The sequence below is a fragment of the Aminobacter sp. NyZ550 genome, from assembly GCF_025628925.2.
In the GTDB taxonomy this organism is placed as follows: Bacteria; Pseudomonadota; Alphaproteobacteria; order Rhizobiales; family Rhizobiaceae; genus Aminobacter; species Aminobacter ciceronei.
The window spans coordinates 3,943,053-3,967,404 of sequence record NZ_CP114190.1 but is presented as its reverse complement, the minus strand read 5'-3'; the positions used below and the strand labels follow the sequence as shown (position 1 = coordinate 3,967,404).

General features: G+C 65.6%; 24 protein-coding genes. 11 read left to right on the top strand and 13 right to left on the bottom strand.

All coding sequences use genetic code 11. The features are described 5' to 3' along the window. Window positions 1-160 precede the first annotated feature (160 nt). The 5 genes from N7E70_RS19735 to N7E70_RS19715 are packed head-to-tail and all read left to right on the top strand — an operon-like array spanning window position 161 to window position 4,146. Window positions 161-1,153: an ABC transporter permease gene (locus N7E70_RS19735; protein WP_067966690.1), complete on the top strand. Its 993-nt coding sequence runs from the start codon at window positions 161-163 to the stop codon at window positions 1,151-1,153. Then, the gene (locus N7E70_RS19730) at window positions 1,153-2,058 is read left to right on the top strand and encodes an ABC transporter permease (protein WP_067962843.1); all 906 of its coding nucleotides are present in this window, start codon (window positions 1,153-1,155) and stop codon (window positions 2,056-2,058) included. The genes N7E70_RS19735 and N7E70_RS19730 overlap by 1 nt, the downstream gene beginning before the upstream one ends. Further along, the gene (locus tag N7E70_RS19725) at window positions 2,055-2,885 is read left to right on the top strand and encodes an ABC transporter ATP-binding protein (RefSeq protein WP_263007358.1); all 831 of its coding nucleotides are present in this window, start codon (window positions 2,055-2,057) and stop codon (window positions 2,883-2,885) included. Before N7E70_RS19730 ends, N7E70_RS19725 begins: the two co-directional genes overlap by 4 nt. Continuing rightward, window positions 2,882-3,625, top strand: a complete 744-nt coding sequence (locus tag N7E70_RS19720; RefSeq protein WP_263007357.1) for an ABC transporter ATP-binding protein — start codon at window positions 2,882-2,884, stop codon at window positions 3,623-3,625. The genes N7E70_RS19725 and N7E70_RS19720 overlap by 4 nt, the downstream gene beginning before the upstream one ends. Window positions 3,626-3,639: 14 nt before the next feature. After that, entirely contained in the window at window positions 3,640-4,146 is a 507-nt protein-coding gene (locus tag N7E70_RS19715; RefSeq protein WP_263007356.1) for a GAF domain-containing protein, read from the top strand. Between the two features lie 135 nt (window positions 4,147-4,281). Here N7E70_RS19715 and panD read toward each other — a convergent pair whose 3' ends face one another. The 12 genes from panD to N7E70_RS19655 all read right to left on the bottom strand — a co-directional run bounded on the left by panD (window position 4,282) and on the right by N7E70_RS19655 (window position 17,096). Next, a complete protein-coding gene (panD, locus tag N7E70_RS19710) occupies window positions 4,282-4,734 on the bottom strand; it encodes an aspartate 1-decarboxylase (RefSeq protein WP_263007355.1) in 453 nt (150 codons plus the stop codon). Window positions 4,735-4,766: 32 nt separating this feature from the next. After that, window positions 4,767-5,750, bottom strand: coding sequence for a beta-ketoacyl-ACP synthase III (locus N7E70_RS19705; RefSeq protein WP_263007354.1), 984 nt, complete (start codon window positions 5,748-5,750; stop codon window positions 4,767-4,769). Further along, window positions 5,747-7,009, bottom strand: coding sequence for an adenosylmethionine--8-amino-7-oxononanoate transaminase (locus N7E70_RS19700; RefSeq protein WP_263007353.1), 1,263 nt, complete (start codon window positions 7,007-7,009; stop codon window positions 5,747-5,749). The genes N7E70_RS19705 and N7E70_RS19700 overlap by 4 nt, the downstream gene beginning before the upstream one ends. Continuing rightward, on the bottom strand, window positions 7,006-7,686 hold the full coding sequence (gene bioD / locus N7E70_RS19695; protein WP_263007352.1) for a dethiobiotin synthase: 681 nt from the start codon (window positions 7,684-7,686) through the stop codon (window positions 7,006-7,008). The genes N7E70_RS19700 and bioD overlap by 4 nt, the downstream gene beginning before the upstream one ends. Continuing rightward, window positions 7,683-8,819 carry an 8-amino-7-oxononanoate synthase gene (locus tag N7E70_RS19690; protein ID WP_263007351.1) on the bottom strand — a complete coding sequence of 379 codons (1,137 nt, stop codon included), beginning with the start codon at window positions 8,817-8,819 and terminating at the stop codon, window positions 7,683-7,685. The genes bioD and N7E70_RS19690 overlap by 4 nt, the downstream gene beginning before the upstream one ends. Beyond that, on the bottom strand, window positions 8,816-9,814 hold the full coding sequence (bioB, locus tag N7E70_RS19685; protein WP_263007350.1) for a biotin synthase BioB: 999 nt from the start codon (window positions 9,812-9,814) through the stop codon (window positions 8,816-8,818). The genes N7E70_RS19690 and bioB overlap by 4 nt, the downstream gene beginning before the upstream one ends. A 62-nt stretch (window positions 9,815-9,876) precedes the next feature. Next, on the bottom strand, window positions 9,877-10,728 hold the full coding sequence (nadC, locus tag N7E70_RS19680; protein WP_263007349.1) for a carboxylating nicotinate-nucleotide diphosphorylase: 852 nt from the start codon (window positions 10,726-10,728) through the stop codon (window positions 9,877-9,879). Between the two features lie 2 nt (window positions 10,729-10,730). Next, window positions 10,731-12,269: an L-aspartate oxidase gene (locus N7E70_RS19675; RefSeq protein ID WP_263007348.1), complete on the bottom strand. Its 1,539-nt coding sequence runs from the start codon at window positions 12,267-12,269 to the stop codon at window positions 10,731-10,733. After that, window positions 12,266-13,240 carry a quinolinate synthase NadA gene (gene nadA / locus N7E70_RS19670; protein WP_263007347.1) on the bottom strand — a complete coding sequence of 325 codons (975 nt, stop codon included), beginning with the start codon at window positions 13,238-13,240 and terminating at the stop codon, window positions 12,266-12,268. Before nadA ends, N7E70_RS19675 begins: the two co-directional genes overlap by 4 nt. An 82-nt stretch (window positions 13,241-13,322) precedes the next feature. After that, window positions 13,323-14,267 (bottom strand): NUDIX hydrolase, encoded by a 945-nt coding sequence (locus tag N7E70_RS19665; RefSeq protein WP_263007346.1) that lies wholly within the window; start codon window positions 14,265-14,267, stop codon window positions 13,323-13,325. A 421-nt stretch (window positions 14,268-14,688) separates the two neighbouring features. Continuing rightward, window positions 14,689-15,861 carry an ABC transporter substrate-binding protein gene (locus N7E70_RS19660; RefSeq protein ID WP_263007345.1) on the bottom strand — a complete coding sequence of 391 codons (1,173 nt, stop codon included), beginning with the start codon at window positions 15,859-15,861 and terminating at the stop codon, window positions 14,689-14,691. 299 nt (window positions 15,862-16,160) lie between these two features. Beyond that, window positions 16,161-17,096 (bottom strand): LysR family transcriptional regulator, encoded by a 936-nt coding sequence (locus N7E70_RS19655; RefSeq protein WP_067962799.1) that lies wholly within the window; start codon window positions 17,094-17,096, stop codon window positions 16,161-16,163. A 228-nt stretch (window positions 17,097-17,324) separates the two neighbouring features. Here N7E70_RS19655 and N7E70_RS19650 point away from each other — a divergent pair, with 228 nt between their 5' ends. Genes N7E70_RS19650 through N7E70_RS19640 form a run of 3 tightly spaced genes read left to right on the top strand, consistent with a single transcriptional unit; the run spans window position 17,325 to window position 20,199 of the window. Then, window positions 17,325-18,482 carry an FAD-dependent oxidoreductase gene (locus tag N7E70_RS19650; protein ID WP_263007344.1) on the top strand — a complete coding sequence of 386 codons (1,158 nt, stop codon included), beginning with the start codon at window positions 17,325-17,327 and terminating at the stop codon, window positions 18,480-18,482. A 46-nt stretch (window positions 18,483-18,528) separates the two neighbouring features. Continuing rightward, entirely contained in the window at window positions 18,529-19,317 is a 789-nt protein-coding gene (locus N7E70_RS19645; RefSeq protein ID WP_182573826.1) for an alpha/beta fold hydrolase, read from the top strand. A 12-nt stretch (window positions 19,318-19,329) separates the two neighbouring features. After that, window positions 19,330-20,199 carry an alpha/beta hydrolase gene (locus N7E70_RS19640; protein ID WP_154385554.1) on the top strand — a complete coding sequence of 290 codons (870 nt, stop codon included), beginning with the start codon at window positions 19,330-19,332 and terminating at the stop codon, window positions 20,197-20,199. A gap of 3 nt (window positions 20,200-20,202) precedes the next feature. Here N7E70_RS19640 and N7E70_RS19635 read toward each other — a convergent pair whose 3' ends face one another. Then, entirely contained in the window at window positions 20,203-21,114 is a 912-nt protein-coding gene (locus tag N7E70_RS19635; RefSeq protein WP_067962785.1) for a LysR family transcriptional regulator, read from the bottom strand. Window positions 21,115-21,300: 186 nt separating this feature from the next. Between N7E70_RS19635 and N7E70_RS19630 the strand changes: the two genes are divergently transcribed. The 3 genes from N7E70_RS19630 to N7E70_RS19620 are packed head-to-tail and all read left to right on the top strand — an operon-like array spanning window position 21,301 to window position 24,322. After that, the gene (locus N7E70_RS19630) at window positions 21,301-22,734 is read left to right on the top strand and encodes an NAD-dependent succinate-semialdehyde dehydrogenase (protein ID WP_154385553.1); all 1,434 of its coding nucleotides are present in this window, start codon (window positions 21,301-21,303) and stop codon (window positions 22,732-22,734) included. 37 nt (window positions 22,735-22,771) lie between these two features. Continuing rightward, a complete protein-coding gene (locus tag N7E70_RS19625; protein WP_154385552.1) occupies window positions 22,772-23,731 on the top strand; it encodes a dihydrodipicolinate synthase family protein in 960 nt (319 codons plus the stop codon). Window positions 23,732-23,776: 45 nt separating this feature from the next. Next, on the top strand, window positions 23,777-24,322 hold the full coding sequence (locus N7E70_RS19620) for a 3-hydroxyanthranilate 3,4-dioxygenase (RefSeq protein ID WP_067962779.1): 546 nt from the start codon (window positions 23,777-23,779) through the stop codon (window positions 24,320-24,322). The last annotated feature ends 30 nt before the right edge of the window (window positions 24,323-24,352 follow it).

The window sequence follows — 24,352 nt, the reverse complement described above, 5'->3', positions numbered from 1 at the left end:
TGCTCGACAGAAAACATCCGTGCCGCATCCGCGACGCGGCCAATGTGGTAGGAACAAAGACCGCGTGGCATCAGAAACCTCTACCGCCGCCAAGGCGCTTCCAACAGGGCCTGGCGGCTCGTCGCGCAATGCGCGGCACGCCTGGAAAACGGTGAAGGGCCTGCTCGGCGTCATCGTCGCCGTTGCCTTCACCTTCCTCGGCCTCCTTGCCATCACCTTCTTCATCGGCCGCGTCGTGCCGATCGACCCGGTTCTCGCCGTCGTCGGCGACCGGGCCCCGCGCGCCGTCTACGAGGCTGTGCGCATCGAGATGGGGCTGGACAAGCCGCTGATCGTCCAGTTCTTCCATTATGTCGGCAATGTGCTGACAGGTGATCTCGGCATGTCGGTGTCGACGGGCCGACCGGTCGCCGAGGATCTGGCCCGCGTCTTCCCGGCAACGCTGGAGATGGCGACGATCGGCATCATCATCGGCGTGCTGATGGGCGTGCCGATGGGCGTTTATGCCGCCAGCCGCCAGGGCAGCCTGCTCGACCAGGTCATCCGTGTCGTCGGCCTGCTCGGCTATTCGGTGCCGGCGTTCTGGCTCGGCCTCGTTGGTCTCGCGCTGTTCTATGCCAAGCTGCAATGGGTCGGCGGTCCCGGCCGCATCGACATCTTCTACGATGGCCTCGTCGAGCCGGTCACCGGCCTGCTTCTGATCGACAGCCTCATTGCCGGCGACACCGAGATCTTCGTCAACGCGCTGACCCATATCGCGCTGCCGGCTGCGGTGCTCGGCTTCTTCAGCCTTGCCTACATCGCCCGCATGACGCGCTCCTTCATGCTCGACCAGCTGGCGCAGGAATATGTCACCACCGCCCGCGTCAAGGGCGTGTCGGAGAGGCTGGTGCTGTGGCGCCATGCCTTTCGGCCGATCCTAGTGCCGCTGATCACCGTCATCGGCCTGTCCTATGCCGGCCTGCTCGAAGGCTCGGTCATGATCGAGACCGTGTTCTCCTGGCCGGGCATCGGCAATTACCTGACGACGGCGCTGCTCAATGCCGACATGAACGCCGTTTTGGGCGCGACGCTGGTCATCGGCGCCGTCTTCATCGGCATCAACAAGATTTCGGACGTGCTCTACCGCGTCCTCGACCCGAGGGCACGCTGATGGCTACTGGACGTGACTGGCTTCTCGACGATTCGCCGTCCTCGCGCCTGCAGGCCCGGCTTGGCCGCAGCTACCGGCTGAGCCGCGCGCTGGCGCGCAATCCGCTCGCCATGGTCGGCGCGGTCATCGTGCTGACGCTGATCCTGGTGGCGCTGTTCGCACCCTGGATCGCCACCCATTCGCCTGTCGGCCAGGATCTCGCCATGCGGCTCAAGCCGCCGAGCTGGGACAACTGGATGGGCACCGACGAGCTTGGCCGCGACATCTGGAGCCGTGTCGTCTACGGCGCGCGCATCACGCTGATGATCGTGGCGCTGGTGGCCGTGCTTGCCGCGCCCGTCGGGCTGATCATCGGCGCCGTCGCCGGCTATTTCGGCGGCTGGGTCGATCGCATCCTGATGGGCATCACCGACATCTTCCTGTCGATGCCGAAGCTGATCCTGGCACTGGCATTCGTCGCAGCCCTCGGGCCCGGCATCCAGAACGCCATCATCGCCATCGCGATTGCGACCTGGCCCGGCTATGCCCGCATCGCCCGCGCCGAAACCCTGACCATCCGCAATTCGGAGTTCGTTGCGGCCGTCGAGCTGCAGGGCGCTTCGTCGTTCCGCGTCATCGTCAACCACATCCTGCCGCTGTGCACCTCCTCGATGATCATCCGCGTCACGCTCGACATGGCCGGCATCATCCTGACCGCCGCCGGCCTCGGCTTCATCGGCCTCGGCGCCCAGCCGCCGCTGCCGGAATGGGGCGCGATGATCTCGCGCGGCCGCTCCTTCATCCTCGACCAGTGGTGGGTGGCGACGATGCCCGGCTTTGCCATCGTCATCGTCAGCCTCGGCTTCTGTTTCCTCGGCGACGGCCTGCGCGATGTGCTCGACCCCAAGCATGGAGATCGGCAATGAACGCGCTGCTTGAAATCCGCAACCTGAAGGTCACGTTCCCGACGGCGCGTGGTCCTGTCGACGTGGTCAAGGGCCTGTCGCTGACGCTCGGCCGTGAGCGCCTCGGCATCGTCGGCGAGAGCGGCTCCGGCAAGTCGATGACCGGCCGCTCGATCCTGCGGCTGATCCGCTCGCCCGGCCGGGTCACCGCAGATGAGATGACCTTCAACGGCACCGACCTCCTGTCGCTGTCGGAAAAGCAGATGCGCTCGATCCGCGGCGCGCGCATTTCTATGGTGATGCAGGACCCGAAATTCTCGCTCAACCCGGTCATGACCATCGGCGATCAGATCGCCGAGGCATTGCTGACCCACCAGAAGCTGGCGCGCAGCGACATCCGGAGCCGCACGCTCGCCATGCTGGAAGCGGTGCGCATCAACGATCCGGAGCGGGTGCTCGGCCTCTACCCGCACGAGGTCTCGGGCGGCATGGGCCAGCGCGTCATGATCGCGATGATGCTCATCCCGGAGCCCGATCTTCTGATTGCCGACGAGCCGACCTCGGCGCTCGACGTCTCGGTCCAGGCCCAGGTGCTCGAAATCATCGACGACCTGGTCAAGCGCAAGGGCATGGGGCTGATCCTGATCAGCCACGACCTCGACCTCGTCTCGGCCTATTGCGACCGCATCCTGGTGATGCGCAGCGGCGAGGTGGTCGAGGAGTGCGATGCCGGCGAGCTCAGGAACGCCAGGCATCCCTATACGCAGGGCCTGCTCGCCTCGATCCCGCGCCTCGACGAGAGCCGCGACGAGCTTCCTGTCCTCGAACGTACTGGGGCTTCGACATGACGGCGCTGGCCATCGACAATCTCGACATCTCCTATGGCGATTCGAAGGTCACCCACGGCATCGGCTTCGAAGTCGCCGAGGGCGAGAGCTTTGCGCTTGTCGGCGAGAGCGGCTCGGGCAAGACCACCGTGCTCAAGGCCATTGCCGGCATGGCCAAAAGCTGGACCGGCTCGATCTCGGTCTTCGGCGAGCCGCGCACCCATGGCATCGACCGTGCTTTTGCCAGGCAATGCCAGATGGTGTTCCAGGACCCCTATGGTTCGCTGCATCCGCGCAAGACTGTCGATGCGACGCTGAGCGAGCCGCTGACCATCCACGGCATCGGCAACAGCGGCGAGCGCGTCGACGAGGTGATGCAGTCTGTCGGCCTCGACCGCCGCTTCCGCTTCCGTTTTCCGCACCAGCTATCGGGCGGCCAGCGCCAGCGCGTGGCGATTGCCCGTGCACTGATCCTCAAGCCGAGGATGCTGTTGCTGGACGAGCCGACCTCGGCGCTCGACGTCTCGGTGCAGGCGGAAATCCTCAATTTGCTCAAGCGCCTGCGCCGCGAGCAGGGGCTGACCTATCTGATGGTCACGCACAATCTGCCCGTCGTGTCGTTCCTGTGCGACCGCCTTGCCGTGATGCGCCATGGCCGGGTCGTCGAGGTAGCTGATGTCGCCCAGCTCAAGCGCGGCGAACTCGTCGATCCCTATTCGCGCGAACTGACCAGGTTCAGCGCGTCTCTTCCCAAGACTTGATATAGAGGTACACCATGACAGAGACCAATTTCGCCGGGGCGCTGGCCGCCTTCGATGCCGCCATTGCGACCACATCAGAGGTCGAGGGCGTGTGGGCGGCGCTGCAGGCTCTGGCCGACGTGATCGTCGGCGCCAAGCTGTTCACCGTGATGAAGCTCGACTGGGCGACCGAAGTTTCGGGCCGCACCTACACCAGCCATCCCGATGCCTATCCCGTCTCGGGCACCAAGCCGATCAACCGCACCCACTGGTTCGAGACGATCCACGTCCAGCGTAAGCCCTTCGTCGCCAACACCATCAAGGACATTGCCGACGTCTTCCCCGATCACGAGCTGATCTGGTCGCTCGGCTGCGGTTCGGTGCTCAACTGGCCGGTCTTTGTAGGCGACACCATGCTGGGCACCGTCAACATGCTGCATGAAGAGCATCATTACACGCCGGCGCGCGTCGAAGCCGCCAGGCAGCTGTCGCTGGCCGCCAAGGCTGCCTTCCTCGCCGTCGAGCATCTCGAACGCCGCTAGAACCAGATCTATGCCGGGCCGTCTGTCGGCCCGGCTCTAAGGCATGATCCCGAAGAGCGGGACCGGTTTTCGGAAAAGATCATGCGACGGCAAGAAGACAGAGCCCCGTTCCGGTTCATCGGAATGGAACAGGCTTTAATGACTGCTGACCAGTGCCGGGATCGGAAGCCTGGCGCTGGCTTCGTCAAGGATCGAGAAGCTGTAGCGGCCGGCCTGGTCGCGCCCGACCGAATAGGTCAGCCGGTCGGCGATGCGGTTGTCCTTGTCGAAGGTCAGGACGCGCGGCTTGAGCGCGGTGATCTCGCTTTCGTTCAGATAGACGGAATTGCAGATGATGACCTGGTCGCCAGCCTGGCATGTGCGGGCGGCAGCGCCATTGAGGATGCAGCAGCGTGAGCCGCGCTCGCCGAGGATGACATAGGTCGAGATCCGCGCGCCGGAGCTCTTGTTCCAGATCTCGACGAACTCCATCGGCAGAATGCCGGCTTCTTCGCAATGATCGGGGTCGAGCGTGATCGAGCCGTGATAATTGAGGTTGGCTTCTGTGACATGGATGCCGTGCAGCTTTCCGGCGACGATCTTGCGCATTGTTCCTCCCTGATACGCCAGCCGGCGCGACGCTACATTCCAACCACCAACGCACCGCCGGTCATGCCGGCGCCTGCCGCCGAGAGCAAAAGCGTCTCGCCCGGCCGGAACGGCATCGTCCGATGCGCCAGCGACAGCGACAGCGGGATCGTCGCCGCCGACGAATTGCCGTAGTCGGCGATCGTCTTGACGATCCTGTCGTCGGCGATGCCGAGCGACTTGCCCACCGCATTGAAGATGCGGGCATTGGCCTGGTGCGGCACGAAGCGGCTGACGGCTGATGTCTCCAGGCCTGCCGCAGCAAGCGCCTCCGTGGAGCAACGGCTCATCATCTCGACCGCCTTGGCGAACACCGCGCGTCCATCTGCGATGGTCATGCGCGTCTCTGTGATGTCGAGTTCGTCCGAGAAGGGCCGGTTGCTGCCGCCGGCGGGGATCTGGATCAAGCCGTAGCCGCCGCCATCGGCGGAAACGGACGCACCCAGAATGCCGTGGCCCGCGTCGTCGGAAGGCGTCAGCACGACCGCTCCGGCAGCGTCCGCAAACAGCACGCTACTTGCCCGCTCGGCCGGATTGATGCGGCGGCTCAGGATGTTGGCGGCGATGACGATCGCCGGCTTGTTGTGCAGCCGCACAAAACCGTCGGCGAAGGTCAGCGCATAGATGAAACCGGCGCAGGCGCCGGCGAGGTCGATGCCGCCCGACCTGGCGAGGCCGAGCTTATGCGCCACCAGAGGTGCGCTCGGCGGCAACAGGTGGTCGGGCGTCGAGGTGGCGAGCAAAAGCAGGCCGACATCCTCGCGCGCGATTTCAGCCTGCTGCAGCGCCATCTCCCCGGCATGTGCCGCGAGGTCGGACAAAGTGTCCTCAGGCTCGGCCCAGTAGCGCGAGCGGATGCCGGTGCGGCCTTCGATCCAGCCGGCATCGAGGCCGAGGCTCGCCTCGATTTCGGCGTTCTCGACCTTGCGGCCCGGCACATGGTGGCCGAAGGCTGAAATGCGCGCGGTCCGGCTCATCCGCTCTTCGCCAGCTCGGCGGCCTCGTCGACGGCGTCATAGAGCCGGTCGAGCTCGGCTGCGGTGACGCAATAGGGTGGCAGTACGTAGATGACGTTGCCGAGCGGGCGGACCAGGTGGCCGCGCTCGAGGAAGAATGCGCGCAGCTTCGGCCCGACTTCGGCGAGATAACCTGCCTTGCCGACAAGCAGGTCGACGGCGGCGATGGTGCCGGCCGTCCGAACATTCTCAAAACGTGCATCGCCGTTGAAGCGCGCGATCTTCTCCGCCTGCATCTTCGACAAGGCCGCCACACGCTCAGTCACCGGCTCGTCGCGCCAGATCCCGACATTGGCGAGGGCCGCAGCACAGGCGATGGGGTTCGCCGTATAGGAGCTGGAGTGGAAGAACGTCTTGGCGCGATCGGTGGAGAAATGCGCCCGGAAGATCGCGTCGGTGGCGAGCGTCGCTGCCAGCGGCACCGAGCCGCCGGTCAGGCCCTTCGATGTGCAGAGAATGTCGGGCGAGATGCTAGCCTGTTCGCAGGCGAACATGGTTCCGGTGCGGCCCCATCCGGTCATCACCTCGTCGGCGATGAACAGCGTGCCGGACTTTTCGGCGATGCGCTTGAGCTCGGTCAGCACCCGGGCCGGATAGATCAGCATGCCGCCGGCGCCGAGCACCAAGGGTTCGACGATGACGGCAGCAGCCTTGCCGTCGCGGGTCAAAGCCTCGAAGCGGTCGAGCGTCTCCTGTTCGCGGCCGGCTGCGGGGAAGGGGATGGTGTCGACCTCGAACAGCAGCGGGTCATAGGCGGCGTTGAACACACCGCGTTCGCCGACGCTCATCGTACCGATGGTGTCGCCATGGTAGCTGTGCTCCATGACGACGAGGCGCGAGCGCGGAGAACCATTGTTGCGGTGGAAGCCGAGCGCCATCTTCAGCGCCACCTCGACGGCGGTCGAGCCGCTGTCGGAATAGAACACCCAGTCGAGGCCCGAAGGCGCCATCCCGACAAGCGCCGAGGCCAGTTGCTCGGCCGGCTCATGGGTCAGGCCGGCGAAGATGACCTGGTCGAGCGTTTCGGTGGCGGTGCGGATCGCATTGACGATTTTCGGATGGCGGTGGCCATGGGTGATGACCCACCAGGACGAGATCGCGTCGAGGATGCGCTTGCCATCAGTCGTTTCGACATAGGCGCCCTCGGTGCGCGCGATGACGGGCGGCACGGGCTCGGTGGCGTGCTGGGTGAAGGGATGCCAGACGGCGGAACGGCTCATGGCTTTGACTCTGGCAACGGGGCCTCTGAGAACGGGGCCTGCAGGAAGTCGGCCGCCTTGAAGTTCGCCTGCATGGCCTCAGCGAGCGTATCAGGCCTGAGTGCCTCGAGCCGGGGCAGGCGGCCGAGCACGCGCACCTTGCCCATTTCGGCGATGGTGCGCTGGGTGTCTGCCATCTCGTCGCCGATGAAGGCTACGCCGAGAAGCGGCACCGCGCGGGCGCGCAAGGCCTCGATGGACAACAGCGTGTGGTTGATCGTGCCGAGCCCGGTGCGGGCGCAGAGCACCACCGGGGCGGCCCAGCGCGCGAAAACGTCGATGTAGAGTGTGCGCCGGTTGACCGGCACCATCAGTCCGCCGGCGCCCTCGACGACCAGTGGCCGCGCCGTGGCGGGCAAAACAAGCGCGTCGGCATCGATCTCGACGCCGTCCAGTTCGGCGGCGCGGTGCGGCGACAGCGGCTCCTTCAGCCGCCAGGCCTCGGGCAGCACGCGTTCAGCCGCAAGGCCTGCGAGGCGCGTCACGATCTCGCTGTCGGTCTCCTCCTCGATGCCCGACTGCACCGGCTTCCAGTAGACGCCGTCGAGCAGGCCGGTCAGTCCCGCCGCAAAGACGGTCTTGCCGATGCCGGTGTCGGTGCCGGTCACCACGATCCTTGCCGGTGTCTGGGCCGTCATCGCGAGCATTGCTCCTGAAGTGCTGCAAACAGCGCCGAAATATCGTCCTCGCCGACATTCAGCGTCAGCGAAATCCTGAGCCGCGCCGTGCCCTCGGGCACTGTCGGCGGCCGGATGCCGCGCACGTCGAAGCCGCGAGCCTGCAGCGCTTCTGCCAGCGCCATGGCGCGCCCATTGTCGCCGATGACGATGGGCAGAATCTGCGAGCCGCTCTGCGCAAAGCCAAGCGCCTGCGCACTGTCGCCGGCGAGCTTCACCAGCATGGCCAGCCGCTCGCGGCGCTCCGGTTCGTCGGCGACGATGTCGAGGGCCGTGGCTGACGCCACCGCCATCAGCGGCGACGGCGCCGTGGCATAGATGAAGGGCCGGCAGCGGTTGACGAGATAATCGCACAAAACCGCAGGTGCCGTGACCAGCGCGCCGGAGGCGCCAAGTGCCTTGCCGCAGGTGTGCAGCACCACGATATTGTCGCGGCCTTCGAGATGATGCGCCAGCCCGCGCCCCTCTGGACCGTAGATACCAGTCGCATGCGCCTCGTCGACGAACAGGAACGCCTCGTGCCGCCCGGCGACCTCAGTGAGATCGTCGAGCGGGGCAAAATCACCATCCATCGAGTAGAGGCTTTCGGTGACGATCCAGGCACGGCCGGTGCCACCGCCCGTGCGCCAGCGCCGGATGGCGTCGTCGACGGCGTTGGCGTCATTGTGCCTGACGTCCACCACATCTGCCCGTCCGGCGCGCGCCCCTTCATGGGCGCTGGCATGGATCAGCTCGTCGAGCACGATCAGGTCGCCTTTTTGGGGCAAGGTGGTCAGTACGGCAAAATTGGCGACATAACCGCCGCCGAAGAACAGCGCCCGTTCGGCGCCGAAGAAGCGCGCTGCCTTGTCTTCCAGCGCCTCGTGTTCGGGGTCGTTGCCGCGCAACAGCCGCGAGCCGGTGGCGCCGACCGGCGTGCCGTTGGCGAGAGCCGTGGCAACCGCGTCGGCCAAACGCTTGCTGCCGGCGAGGCCGAGATAGTCGTTGGAAGCGAAATCGAGCCCGGCGCGGCCGCTTAGTGTACGCAGCCGGCTCTTGCGGGCCAGCCCGCGCAGGCTGGCCTCGTAGCGGTCGAGCAGGGCTCGTCGGTTCACCCCGCGTCGAGCTCCATCGGCTGGATGCCGAGACGACGGAACAGCGCCGTGTCCTTGTCTTCGCCGGGATTGTCGGCGGTCAGAAGCGTGTCGCCGACAAAGATCGAGTTGGCGCCGGCAAAGAAGCACAGCGCCTGCATCTCGTCGCTCATCGCCGTGCGGCCGGCTGACAGGCGCACATGCGACTTCGGCATCATGATGCGGGCAAGTGCGATGGTGCGGACGAATTCGATCGGCTCGATCGGATCAGCTTCGCCGAGCGGCGTGCCCTCGATCGGGATCAGCATGTTGATCGGCACCGAGTCGGGATGCTCGGGCAGGTTGGCGAGCGTCAGCAGCATGTCGACGCGGTCGGCCTTCTCCTCGCCCATGCCGACGATGCCGCCGCAGCAGACCTTGATGCCGCTGTCGCGGACATTGGCCAGCGTATCCAGCCGGTCGGCGAAGGTGCGGGTGGTGATGACCTCGCTGTAGTAACGCTCCGAGGTATCGATGTTGTGGTTGTAATAGTCGAGGCCGGCCTGCTTCAGGCGCTGGGCCTGGCCGAGATCGAGCATGCCGAGCGTCATGCAGGTCTCCATGCCGAGTTCCTTGACGCCTTCGATCATGGCGACGACGGCATCCATGTCGCGCTCCTTGGGGCTGCGCCAGGCTGCACCCATGCAATAGCGCGTGGCGCCGCCGTCCTTGGCCTTCTTCGCCTCGGCCAAAACACGCTGCACCTCCATCAGCTTGGAGGCTTTGAGGCCGGATTCATGCCGCGACGACTGGCTGCAATAGCCGCAATCCTCGGGGCAGCCGCCTGTCTTGATCGACAGCAGGCGCGACATCTGCACCCGGTTGGGGTCGAAATTCTCGCGATGGACGGTCTGTGCCCGAAACAGCAGGTCGTTGAAGGGCGAATCGTAGATCGCCTGGGCTTCCGCGCGGCTCCACTGCGGACGCGTGGCATTGATCTCGGTTGCGGCTGCGCTCAGGTGCAAATCGGCGTTCATGCGCTCTCCATTGCCAAGACGTGTCCTTGCCATCCTCACCCGGGGCGGGACCTTTGCCCCGGTCAGGGGGCCGTGTCCAGTCCTATATCGAGGATCGGTGCGCTGTGGGTCAGCCAACCTACGGAAATCAGGTCGACACCGCTGGCGGCGATGGCGGGGGCGGTGGCGAGGTTGACCCGGCCCGAGGCTTCGGTGATCGCCCGTCCGGCGACCATTTTGACGGCCGTGGTCAAGGTATCAGGGGACATGTTGTCGAGCAGAACGGCGTCGACTCCGAGTTTCAGCACGTCGTCCAGCTGTTCCAGCGTGTCGACCTCGACCTCGATCTTCACCAGATGGCCGACATTGGCCCGGACGCGCTCGATGGCCGGGCGAACACCGCCCGAAATGGCGATGTGGTTGTCCTTGATCAGCACCGCGTCGTCGAGGCCGAAGCGATGGTTGGAGCCGCCGCCGCAGCGCACGGCGTATTTCTCCAGCGGGCGCAGGCCGGGCGTGGTTTTCCGGGTGCAGACGATGCGCGCTCTGTGGCCGGCAACCGCATCGACGATGCCTGCCGTGGCGGTGGCGATGCCGCTGAGATGGGACAGGAAGTTCAGCGCCACGCGTTCGCCGGTCAGCAAGCCACGCGCAGGCCCGCTGAGAGTGGCGATGACGTCGCCCGGAACCAGGCGGCTGCCGTCGGGTTTCTCGACCTTCATCTCGATTGCGGGCTCGATCAGGCTGAAGGCAAGCGCTGCCAGGTCGAGACCAGCCACGACGCCCTGCTGGCGCGAGGCGAGCACGACTGTCGCCCGGTGGTCCGCCGGCACGATGGCATCTGTGGTGATGTCGCCGGCGCGGCCGAGGTCTTCCAGCAGGGCGGCGCGCACCAGTGGCTCGAGCATGATCCGGGGCAGGGGTGAGAGGTGCATCGTCAGGCGCTCCGGGCAATGGGCAAGAAATCGAGCGAGGCCGCGGCCCGCTGTGCCGCGTCGAGCGTGATGCGCGATCGGCGCGCCGCGGCGCTGCGCAGGGGGAAGTCGCTGCGGCTATGGGCGCCGCGGCTTTCCTCGCGGCCGAGCGCCGAGACGGCCATCATCAGCGCCACGGCGGCGGGATCGGCTGCCGGCGAATTGCCGCTGGCAATCGGCAGCAGTGCCGCAACTGCCTCGCGCAGGCTTTCGCCGTCGCGCAAGACGCCCAGCGAGGACGAGACGATGTCGCATGCAAAAGCCGGATCGGGGCGTACAGGCACCGGCGGCAAGGCCTTTGCCACATGGTGCGTATCGGCGGAGGCGGCGACGCTGCGTGCCACCCAGCCGGCAACGACGACGGCTTCGGTCAGCGAGTTGCTGGCCAGCCGGTTGGCGCCATGCAGCCCGGATGAGGCGACCTCGCCGCAGGCCCACAGGCCAGGCACGGTGCTGCGGCCTTCGCGGTCCACCGCCACGCCGCCCATGTGATAATGCGCGGCGGGACGCACCGGGATCGGCTCGCGCGCGGGGTCGATCCCGGCGTCGTTGCAGTAGCCCGCAATCGTCGGAAAGCGGTCGGCAAAACCTGCGCCGAGGCAGGCCCGGGCGTCGAGAAACACCCGGTGGCCGCGGGCGAGATGGCGATGGACGCCGCGCGCAACCGCATCGCGCGTGGCAAGCTCGGCGCCCGACAGCTCGGCGAGGAAGCGCCGTCCGGTTTCGTCGATCAATACAGCGCCTTCGCCGCGCACCGCCTCGCTGACCAGCCGCATCGGCCGCAGCACGCCGTCGAGCGCGGTCGGGTGGAACTGGACGAATTCGAGGTCGGCAAATGCCGCGCCGGCGCGCGCGGCGAGCGCCAGGCCCTGGCCGAAGCAGCCGAGCGGGTTCGTCGTGTCGCGAAACAATGCGCCGACCCCGCCCGTGGCGAGCACGACGCGGCCGGTGGCGAGCGCCATGCTGCCGCTGCCGCCGGCGGCGAGAACGCCTGCGATGACACCGTTTTCGACGAGCAGCCGGCGCGCCGCGAAGCCTTCGACGACTGATATCGACGCGGTGTTGCGGACAGCGGCCAAAAGCGCGCGCATCAGTTCGCGTCCGGTCGCGGCCCCTGCCGCGTGCACGATGCGCCTGCGCGCATGGGCGGCTTCGAGCCCAAGCTGCAGGGTGCCGCCGGCATCGCGGTCGAAGGCGACGCCCAGCGCGGCGAGCCTGTCGATGGCCCGCGGCGCCGCTTCGACGATGCTGCGGACGATTGCCTCGTCGCACAGGCCGTCGCCGGCAGCCAGCGTGTCGGCGAGATGCAACTCCGGCGAGTCGTCGTCGCCCATCGCCGCCGCGAGCCCGCCTTGCGCGATCGCGCTCGAGGCGTCGCTGCCCAGTGGCGCGGCAGAGAGCAACACGACCGGCTCCGGCGCCAGCTCGAGCGCCGTCATCAGGCCGGCGAGCCCGCCGCCGATGATGACGGGGCGTCCGGCCAGGCGGGCGACGTCGGTCATACCGCAAGCATCCGTTCGACGGCGAGGCGGGCGCGCTCGGCGACGGCCGGGTCGATGGTCACGGCGTGTTCGTTGCGTTCGAGGGCGGAGCGGATATTGCCGAGCGTGATCAGCTTCATGTGCGGGCACAGATTGCACGGCCGGATGAACTCGACGTCGGGATGGTCGACGGCGACGTTGTCGCTCATCGAGCATTCCGTCACCAGGACGACGCGGGCCGGCTTCTCACGGCCGACATAGTCGGACATCGCGGCCGTCGAGCCGGCGAAATCGGCTTCGGCAACGACCTCGGGCGGGCATTCCGGGTGGGCCAGCACGGTAACGCCGGGATGGGCGGCGCGCATCTCGCGGATGTCTTCGGGCGTGAAGCGCTCATGCACCTCGCAATGGCCTTTCCAGGCAATGATCTCGACGTCGGTCTGGGTGGCGATGTTCTGCGCCAGATATTCGTCGGGCAGCATCAGCACGCGCGGCACTTCGAGCGATTCCACTACCGCCTTGGCATTGCCCGAAGTGCAGCAGATGTCCGATTCCGCCTTCACCGCGGCCGACGTGTTGACATAGGTGACAACAGGCACGCCGGGATAGCGCTGGCGCAGCAGGCGGATGTCTTCGGGCGTGATCGAATCGGCCAGCGAGCAGCCGGCGCCCATGTCGGGGATCAGCACCGTCTTGGACGGGTTCAGCAGCTTGGCGGTCTCGGCCATGAAATGCACGCCGGCGAGCACGATGACGTCGGCCTCGACCTCCATCGCCTTGCGCGCAAGCGCCAGGCTGTCGCCGACGATGTCGGCGACACAATGGAAAATTTCCGGTGTCTGGTAGTTGTGCGCCAGGATGACGGCGTTGCGCTCGCGTTTGAGGCGCAGGATGGCGTCGATGTCATCGGAAAAGACCGGCCACTCGATGGCGGGAATGACGCGCTGGACGCGGTCATAGAGCGAGGCGGCGGAAGGGGTCATGCCAGACATCGTTGCTCCTATTATGCTCGAACTGAGTATAATTGGGGCATATGCTTAGCATGAGCATAAGCTCTGTCAAGCCGCGAATTGGCTATTTGGTGCCGGCGACCAGACGTTCGTCGAGCACGGCGTGGCGGAAACGGAACAGTTTAGCCGGGCGTCCACCGGTGTCGGCGCTCATTTCGCCGGTTTCCTCGACCAGGTCCTGCTGCTCGATAAGGCGGCGGAAATTCTGCTTGTGCACGGTAACGCCTGCCAGTGCTTCGACCGCGCGCTGCAACTGCAGCAGCGTGAAGGCCGGCGGCATCAGCTCGAACACGACGGGGCGATATTTGATCTTGGTCCGGAGGCGGCCGATGCCGGTGGCGAGGATTCGCCTGTGATCGCCGGTCATGGTCCGGCCCGGCACGGCAGGGGCATTCGTGTCGCCTTTCGCGCGCACCGCCTCTTCGACCAGACCTGCCTCGAACAGCAACTCGTAGCGCTGCAGCACCAGCTCTTCGTTCCAGTGACGGTCGTCGAAGCCGAAGGCGCCGGCGGCGCGGCGCAGCCGGTTCTGCCGCTTGTCCTGTTGCTCGGCGGCATTGGCCCACTGACGCAGGCGCGGCACGATGATGTCGTCGATAATAGCGGGCGCGCCCGTACGGTGGTCTTCCCAGGGGAAGAATTCGTACCAGTTGCGCCAGCTGCCCGGCGGGGTGCGGTGCGAGGGCTCTTCGCGCGTCAGGCCGAGATAGCTGATCGAAATCACCCGACGGGTGGCTTCCTCGATGCTGCGGTCGCGGTCGGCGAAGGTGTAGAGCTGCTCGATGTATCCAAGCGGGTGGCCGGTCTGCTGTTCCACCCAGTCGCGCAGTCCCGACTGCAGCGAACGATGGCCAAGCGCGAACGGGCCCGAGGGCAGGGTGGTGCCCTCCTTGACGGTGAGCACGACAGGGTTTCCGTTGGGGGCCGCGACGAGCACCGCAATCAGATCCGCGCTGATCGCACGACGCTCAGTTGCACCTTCCTTGTCCGCCCCTAATGTCTTCAGCATCTTGCCCTTCGTCGATTTCCGGCTGCAATCGGAAAGCCAGATGGATCAAAGGTCAACACCCAATCGCCTGCCGCCGACCTTCATCACATCAAGTGTTTGATGGTTATTGGCCTGCAAAGCCAAGAAAATCCACATGCCGAAGGGGATTGCCGCGTGACGATGGGTAAAGCTGTCTCGCCGGGCTGACAAGAAGCTGACGCGTGTGTGGGGAAATGCTGAACAGCCCCGAAAGCAGCATCGATACCAAGGACATCGCTTTGCTTGAGGTCTTCTACGTCGGCAGCCACGCTGCAACTGCCTGAGGCCAGTCGCTCAGCGGAGAGCCTGGCCACTGCTGCCGGGGCTGCAGGCCCCGTCGCGCATCTTGGTCGAGTGCGCGTCCCGGGACCACCCGCCCCGGGACGCGTGTCTCCTTTGTCGATCAGTCCGTCGGCATCTTGCAGTCGGCGGCATAGCTGTCGCTATGCGCCGTCAGCACCTTGCTCTCGGTCTTGAGCACCATCTTGCCGTCAGCGCCCTTTTCCGCCTTGAGCGAATACCAGTCCTGCACCGGGTGCTGGTTGGGACCGAACTTGAACGAACCGCGGACCGACGGGATTTCAGACGTCAGCAGCGCCTTGCGGAAGGCCGGCAGGTCGTCGACATCAGACTTTTCCAGGCCGGTGCCGATCAGAAGTGCCGCGTCATAGCCCTGGGCGGCGTAGTAGGTGATCGGACGGTCGCCGAACTTGGCCTTCCAGGCCGCGACGAAGTCCTTGTTCACAGGATTGTCGAAGTCGTCGTTCCAGTGGCTGGTGACCTTCACGCCGAGCGCGGCGTCGCCGACGGCACCGACGATGACCTGGTCGAGGGACGCCGGATGGACGACCATCGGGATGTCCTTGAGCAGGCCAGCCTGCTGGTACTGGCGCATGAAGGCGATGCCGAGGCCGCCCGGCTCGAACTCATAGACGACGTCGGGCTTGGCGGCGCGAATCTGCGCCATCTCGGCGGCGAAGTCGGTCTGGTCGAGGCCGGTATAGGTCTCGCCGACGACCTCGCCCTTGTAGAAGCGCTTGAAGGCGCCCATCGTTTCCTTGCCGGCCTGGTAGTTCGGCGCGATCAGGAAGGCCTTCTTGTAACCGAGCGATTGGGCAAGGGCGCCGGCGCTTTCGCCCTGGCTGTCGTCCTGCCACGAGCTGACGAAATAGTTCGGGTGGCATTCCTTCCCGGCGAAGGTGGCGGATGCGGTGTTGGCGCTGACATAGATCGCGTCGCCGTCGAGAATGTCGGGCAGGGCGGCGAAGGCGACGTTGGCGAACACCATGCCGGTGAAAAGCTTGATGCCCTGCTCGGACAGCATCTTGTCGGCGATCTGCTTGGCATTGCCCGGCTTCAAGCTGTCGTCCTCGACCACCAGTTCGACGGCCTTGCCGCCGAGCTGGCCCTGGTTGGCATCGATGGCGAGCTGGAAGCCGTCGCGGATGTCCTGGCCGAGATAGCCGGCGGGACCCGAAAGCGTCGTGATCATGCCGATCTTGAGCGGGTCCTCGGCATAGGCCGCACTGACCGACAAAGCCAGGACGGCGGCCGACAAGATTCGCTTGAAATGCATCAGATTATTCCTCTTCCCCAAAATTCCCCACCGCTCGGGCAAAGCCTCCGCAATCCTCGATCGCGGGCTGTGCCGGCCGTCGCGGTGGACGCTTCAAAGGGAGGGGCAGCAGGGCAGGCGGACGCTGCCCGTGGCCGGCGCATCAGCTCGCCGGTCGTCGTCGGGCAGAAACCGCAGGCAACAACTGCTCCTCCGCAGTGTTGTCCAATCGCCCAAGCTTGGCCCAACCAGCATTCCGGTAAATGGAAAACTCGTCATCCAGCCATGACGTCTGGGAATATCAATCGTCCAGCGATTACTTATACGTCATGGCGCGCCAGGTCGGCGGCGGTGCGGCGCAGCGTCTCCACCAGCACTTCGGCCGCCGGCGACAGCCGCGCATTGGTCCGGGTGGTGATGCCCATCGGCATGGCCGTGGCGCGCAAGGTCACCGGCAGGATGACGATGGCGCCGGCGGCAGCCTCGCGGCGCGCCACCTGGGCGGGGAACACGCCGAGATAGTCGGCATCGATCAAAAGCGCCCGATTGGTCAGAAGCGAAACGGAATCCACCGCATGTGACGGCGGCTCGAGGCCTTCCTCGCGAAAGGCGATGTCGATCTGGCGGCGCAGGCTGGTTTCCTGCGGCGGCAGGATCCACTCCCAGCCGATCAGGTCGGCGAGGCTGAGCGCGCTGCGCTCGGCCAGCGGATGGCCGCGGCGCGCGACGACACAGGCAATGTCGTCCATCAGCGTCTCCTGCACGACATTCAGCCGGTCGCGCTGCTCGGACAGGCGCCCGACCACCATGTCCAGCTCGCCGGCGCGCAAGGCCGGGATCAGCACGTCGTTGGTGCCCTCGACGATCTTGACCACCAGCTTGGGCCGTTCCTTGCGCAGCCGGGCGATGGCCGTCGGCAGCAATTCGGCCGAGGCCGACAGCAAGGTGCCGATGGCGACGCGGCCGCCGGTGCCGTCGCGCAGGTCGGCGAGATGCTCTTCGGCATGCGCCAGCTGGGTGATGACGAGGCGCGCGTGCTCGGCCAGCGTGTCGCCGAACATCGTCGGCACGACGCCGCGATTGGTGCGGTCGAACAGCCTCGCCTTGGTCAGCGCCTCGATTTCCTGCAGCGCCTTGGTCACCGCCGACTGGGTCATGTTCAGCCGCTTGGCGGCGCGCACCAGATTGCCCTCTTCGACGATCGCCACGACCATGCGCAAATGGCGGATGGTGAGACGGCTGGTGACGAGTTTCATCGGAGCCTCACTTTCAAGTCGTTATGCCAGATTGATATTCCAAATCCTCATAGGAATTTCCAGAGAATTCACTTGTCTGAATGTCCAATCGCTGGAAACTTGGCTGGAGGAGGCGTTGGCGGCGCAAGGCGTTGCCAGCGCGCGGAGGCATTTTCGGCCTGAGGCGCCCCATTGCGGCCAGGCCCCAGACGTCGGCAGGATCTGCCGCACGGGGAGGACAATCCAGACATGACCGACAAAACCGGAACCAGGCGCCATGCGGAGATCGCAGGCGCTGGAATTGGCGGGCTCACCACGGCTGCCGCACTCGCCCAGCGCGGCTGGTCGGTGACGGTGCACGAGCGTGCGCCGAACCTGCGCACCTTTGGCGCCGGCATCTACATCTGGAGCAACGGCCTGCGCGTGTTGAAGGCCATCGGCGCTTATGACCAGGCCGTCGTCGGCGCCCATATCGGCCCGCAGTTCCACACCCGTGACCATGACAACACGACGATGGAGGAAATCCCCATCAACGGCCAGGGCGACGCCAGGCTGATCACCATCCTGCGCGAGCAGCTCATCAATTCACTGGTCGATACCTGCCGCCGCAGCGGCGTCGAGATCCTGACCAATTCGGAAGCGGTCGGCGCGACGCCGGAGGGCGAATTGCTGCTCGCCGACGGTTCCAGGCGCAAGGCCGACCTCGTCGTCGGCGCCGACGGCATCAACTCGAAGCTGCGCGACTCGCTCGACCTGATGATGTACCGCAAGCATCTCGGCTATGGCGCCATCCGCATGCTGATCGGCCGCGACGACGCCGACGTGCCGGCAGAGGACCGCGACCGCTACATCGAATATTTCACCGGCACCCGCCGCATACTCTACACGCCGGCCAGCGCCACCGATCTCTATGTCGCGCTGTGCTGCGCCGCCGACGATGCGGCAGCGCTCAAGGTTCCGGCCGACCGCGCGCTGTGGACCCAATCCTTCCCGCATCTCGCCCATCTGGTCTCGCGCTTCGGCGATGCCGGCCGCTGGGACGCCTTCGAGGTGGTCAAGCTCAAGAAGTGGAGCAAGGGCCGCACGGCGATCCTGGGTGACGCAGCACACGCCATGCCGCCATATCTCGGCCAGGGCGGCGGTTGCGCCCTGATGAACGGCCTCGGGCTTGCCGCCGCCGTGGCCGATGCGCCCGACATCGAGCAGGCGCTTGCTGCCTGGGAAGAGCGCGAACGCCCGATCACCGAACATACGCAAGACACCGCCGAGCGGCTCGGCGACATGAATTTCTGGCCCGACGAATTGCGCTCCGAGGTGATGAAGATCACCGGCAAGAGCCGCGAACTCGGCGCCGAGCGCATGAAGACGGCGCGTTATCAGCCGACCGCCACCGAGCCGCTCGCCTGACCAGCAAACATCGGGTGCTGTGCGCCCCAGACTTCGGAGACTTCAGATGAAATCCATCCAGATCGGCGCCAACACGCTGTCCTACGACGAGGCAGGCGAGGGCGAGGTTCTCTTGTTGCTGTCGGGCTGGTGCCAGGACCACCGCCTGTTCAAGACGCTGGCGCCCGAACTCGCCAAGACCCATCGCGTCATCCGCCTGGACTGGCGCGGCCATGGCGAGCATCGCGAGCATGACGGCGACTTCACCGTCGACGACCAGGCGTCCGACGTCGCAGCCTTCCTCGACAAGATGAACATCGACAGGCTGGTGCCGGTGTCGACCTCGCATGGCGGCTGGGCCAATATCGAGGTGACCGATCGTCTTGATGTGGCGCGCATCCCGCGCACCGTCGTCATCGACTGGATCCAGACCACGCCGAACGAAGACTTCTTCCGTATGATCGACCACATCCAGGATCGCACCAACTGGGAAAACGGCCGCGGCGATTTCTTCAACTACTGGATCGGCGACACCGAGAACCAGGACATCGTCAATCACGTCAACAACGAGATGGCCAAATACAGCTTCGAAATGTGGGCGCGGTCCGGCCGCGAGATCGGCAAGGCCTACCGCAAATGGGGCAACCCGATGCAGCGCATGGCGGCACTGAAGGACAAGCGTCCGATCACCCACATCTATTCGCAGCCTTTCGAGCCGGAATATGCTGAGGCGCAGCTCGATTTCGCTGCCGGCAACGACTGGTACAAGCCCAACAAGCTGCCCGGGAGAACGCACTTCCCTACGCTCGAGCAGCCCAAGGTGGTGGCCGACACCATCCGTGCCTTCGTCGCCTGACAGGAGGTGTGCATGAGCGTGCTTGCCGAAGAAGCCAACTGGCCGCGTGACGTCCTCGACCGCGACTATGGCGCGCGGGCGTCCGTGACGCCCGAGGTCTTCGAGGCGGCAATGCGTGACTACCGAAGCCGTTCCGAGGAGATGCGGGACCATGCCACGCATCTCGACGTCGTCTACGACGAAGAGAGCGGCCAGACGATCGACATCTACGGCACCTCAGGCGAGGCGCGGCCGGTGTTCGTGTTCATCCATGGCGGCTACTGGCGCATGCTCTCCAAGCACGATTCCGCCTTCATGGCTGATATGCTGGCGACGAACGGCATCGCCACCGCCGTGGTCGATTACCGGCTGGCGCCCGAGGCGTCGCTCGACGAGATCGTGCGCGAGGTCAGGGCGGCGATCAGCTTCCTGTGGAAGAATGGCCGTGCGTTCGGCATCGATCCTGCACGCATCCATGTCGGCGGCAGCTCGGCCGGCGGACATCTGACCGGAGCGGTGCTCTCGCGCGGCTGGCATGACGAGGCAGGTGTGCCGGAGAACGTCATCAAGGGCGCGCTGCCGATCAGCGGCCTGTTCCAGCTCGCGCCGATCTCGAGATCCTTCGTGCAGGACTGGATCAAGCTGGACGACGCGGCGGTGAAACGGCTGAGCCCCGCCGCCAACCTGCCCAGGGTCGGCTGCCCGATCGTCGTTGCCTATGCCGATGGCGAGCCCGACGGCTTCCGGCGGCAATCGACCGCATATGACCAGATGTGGCGCGAGGCTGGTTTTGCCTCCGAGCTGATGGAAATCCCCGGCCGAAATCATTTCGATGTCCTGCTCGACCTTGCCTCGGAGGACACGGTCCTGTCTCAGGCCTTGCTCCGCCTGATCAAGGGCTGAGCCTTAGCTGGCGTCGCGCGGCGTCAATTGCTGCGCGTAGCGGCGCACGACACTGGCAAAGGCCGAGACGGCAGGCGACACCGAGCGCCCGGTGGCGTGGATCAGCGACACCTCGCGCGAGATGGTCGGTTCGGCCAAGGGCTTGCCGGCGACCTTCCTGAACCGCGCCGCCGCCAGCGCATAGGTGGGCAGAACGGCGATGCCGAGGCCGGCTTCGACAAGCGCGATGGCCGTCGTCACCTGCGTCACCTCGAAGGCCGGCTTGAACGGCATCTGCGCCATCTCGAAGCCGACCTCGACCAAGAGCCGGATGCCGCTGTCGCGCGTCAGCGTGATCAGCGGCTGGTCCGCCAGGGCCGCCCATCTGACCGTCTCCGCGCCAAAGAACGGACTGCGGTGGTCGCAGAACAGCATCAGGCTGTCGCGCACCAAAGACAGCCTTTCTATGCCGTCCTCGGCCGGAGAAAAGGTGCCGAGGCCGCAATCGGCCTGGCCGCTGCGCACGCTGTCGACAATCTGCTCGGTGCCGACGTCGGCAAGTTGCACCGATATGCCGGGATAGCTCTTCTGGAACTCGGCAATCGCCTGCGGCAGCACCACCGAGGCGAGCAGCGGCGGCGCGGCAATGCGCAGGCGTCCGCGCCGGCGTTCGGCCAGCATGTGCACGCCTTCCACCGCATGCTCCAGTTCCTCGATCACCTTGGTTGCAGAGTTCTGGAACTCGCGGCCGGCATCGGTCAGCTCGACCCGCCGCGTGGTGCGGTCGAACAGGCGCACCGACAGTTCCGCCTCGAGATCGCGGATTGCCTGCGACAGCGCCGGCTGCGCCGTGCCCAGCCGCTTCGAGGCGCGCGAAAAGCTGCCGAGCTCGGCGACCGCCAGGAACTGCTGGATCTGCTTGATGGTGATCTTCACTGATGTCTCCGCGCACGGCTCCGGCGGCCGGCCTCTTGCGTCGCAAACTTATACAGAAAACAGTCTTAATTTATCAGATAAATCCATCTTGTCGATATAATGGTTTCCGTCGATGTTGGCACCAAGACGCACGGGCCGCTGCCCGGAACCGTCGAACTGATGCCAATTGCGAAGCCGAGGCGCCCGATGTCCAACTACCCCGATCTCCAGCTTTACATCGGCGGCGCCTGGCGGCGGACGGCGGAAACGCTGCCTGTCATCAACCCGGCTGACGAGAGCGTGATCGGCGCTGTTCCCGTCGCATCCACCGGAGATCTCGACGCTGCGCTCGAAGCCGCCGAGCGCGGTTTTGCCGTCTGGCGCAAGACCTCGCCCGCCCGCCGCGCCGAGGTGCTGCGCAAGGCGGCTGCACTTCTGCGCGAGCGCATCAACGAGGTTGCCACCGACATCACCCGCGAGCACGGCAAGCCGTTCCAGCAGGCGCGCCTCGAAGTCATTCGCGGCGCCGAGTTCTTCGAATGGGATGCCGGCGAAGCGCAGCGCACCTATGGTCGCGTTATCCCGAGCGAACCGGGCATCCGCTACATCGTCCATCACCAGCCGATCGGCACTGTGGCGGCGTTCTCGCCATGGAATTTCCCGATGAGCCAGCCGGCGCGCAAGATCGCCGGCGCCCTGGCCGCCGGCTGCTCGATCATCATCAAGGCCGCCGAGGAGACCCCGGCAGGCTGCCTGCACATCGCACGCGCCTTCCATGATGCTGGCCTGCCGGCTGGCGTGCTCAACCTCGTCTTCGGCATTCCGGCGCAGATTTCCGAATATCTCATCCCGCAGGAGCAGGTGCGCCTGATTGCCTTCACCGGCTCGACCGCCGTCGGCAGGACGCTGACCGGCCTTGCGTCCCGTTATGTCAAGCCGACGCTGATGGAGCTCGGCGGCCACGCCCCTGTCATCGTCTGCGACGACGCCGATCCGGTGAAGGCCGGCATTGCCTCGGCCATCCGAAAGGTGCGCAATTCCGGCCAGGTCTGCACCTCGCCGACGCGGTTCTTCGTCCATGAGAGCGTCTACAAGCCGTTCACCGAGGCCTTCATCGAGCGCGCCCGCGCCGTCAAGGTCGGCAACGGACTGGAAGAGGGTGTCGAAATGGGCCCGGTGGCCAACCATCGCCGCGTCGAGGCGATGGAAATGCTGGTCGCCGACGCCGTCTCGAAGGGCGCCAAGCTTCTGCTCGGCGGCGAGCGGCCGCGCAACAGCGGTTATTTCTATCCGCCGACGGTCCTCGCCGATCTGCCCGGCGATGCCCGTGTCATGCGCGAGGAGCCGTTCGGCCCGCTGGCGGTGATCAATCCCGTCTCCTCGCTCGAAGAGGCGATCGAGAAGGCCAATGGCGTGCCTTTCGGCCTCGCCGCCTACGCCTTCACCAATTCGGCCGCCAATGTCGACCAGATCACCGACGATCTGGAAGCCGGCAACGTCTCGATCAACACGCTGGAGGCCTCGGTCGCCGAGACGCCGTTCGGCGGTGTCAAGGAGAGCGGTTTCGGTCGCGAAGGCGGCGCCGAAGGCATCCTGCACTACACCGTGATCAAGAACGTTTCGCACCGCATGGCAATCTAGCCGAAGCCCGCAATCGCCTCGTAAAGGTTCGCATTCGATGAAGTACGACAAGAAGACCGCCAAGGCCCATTCGAGGGCGACGATGAAGGGCATCTGGGCTGCCGCCCTGATGCCGTTCAAGGACGACCTCTCGATCGACGAGGACGGTTTCCGCAGCAATGTCGATCACTGGATCGGCGACCTCGGTATTGACGGCTTCTTCATTGCCGGCAAGCAGGGCGAGTTCTTCTCGATGTCGCTCGACGAGCGCAAGCGTTGCTTCGACCTCGCCGTCGACGCCTGCGCCGGCCGCGCCCAGACCATCATGTCCTGCTCCGACCAGAACATGGACGTCGTCATCGACCTCGCCAAGCACGCCCAGAAATGCGGCGCCGACTACATCGTCGTGCACGCGCCGATCCTGCATTTCTTCAAGGAGCAGGACGAGACGCTGCTCAACTACTATCGCACCATCGCCGACAAGGTGGACATCGGCATAGCCCTCTGGAGCCATCCCGACAGCGGCTATCTGATGAGCCCCGAACTGTGCAACAAGCTCGCCGACATCGAGAACGTGGTCGCCATCAAGTATTCGGTGCCGCGGCCGATGTATTCCGAACTGACCCGGCTTGCCGGCGACCGCATCCTCGTCAGCACCGCCTCAGAGGAGGAGTGGCTGGACAACATCCTCGAGCTCAACTGGCAGCTCTATCTCTGCTCGTCGCCGCCTTATCTGATCCAGACCAAGCACGACAGGCGCATGCGCGAATACACCGACCTTGCCTTGTCAGGCAAAGCCGAGGAAGCACGCCGCATCCGCGACAGCCTCGACCCGGTGCGCGCAGCACTCAAGAACACGCGCCCGGCCGAGAAGCCGCATTCGCACCAGAAGTACTGGCAGGAGCTTCTGGGGCAGGCAGGTGGACGCGTGCGTCCGCCGCTGCTCGAACTGACCGAGGACGAAAAGCGCGCCACCCGCGCCGCCTTCGAGGCATGTGGGCTGAAGACTTCAGCCTGACCGATCAATCCGACGCTCGCGCGCCGACCCAAAGGAGGAACGACAATGACCAGACGCCTTTCGGCCTTCAGCTTCTCGAAGTGGATCGACGAGCACGCCCACCTGCTCAAGCCGCCGGTCGGCAACCAGCAGATCTGGGAAGACGCCGACCTGATGGTGACTGTCGTCGGCGGCCCCAACAAGCGCACCGACTATCACGACGATCCGGTCGAGGAGTTCTTCTACCAGCTCAAGGGCGACATGATGCTCAAGGTGGTGGACAACGGCAATTTCTACGACGTGCCGATCCGCGAGGGCGAGATTTTCCTGCTGCCGCCGCATGTGCGCCACTCGCCGCAGCGTCCGCAGGAAGGCTCCATAGGCCTGGTCGTCGAGCCCAAGCGCAATGACGGCCTGCTCGACGCCTTCGAATGGTACTGCTTCGAGTGCAACGGGCTGGTCAAGCGCGTCGAGGTCACGCTGAAGAGCATCGTCCGCGACCTGCCGCCGATCTATCAGGCGTTCTACGCCGACGAGAAGGCGCGCACCTGCCCGCAATGCGGCGCGCTGCATCCGGGCAAGACCCCGCCGGAAGGCTGGGTGAAGCTCTAATCCGACCGCATTGTCACAACGGTTCGCCCA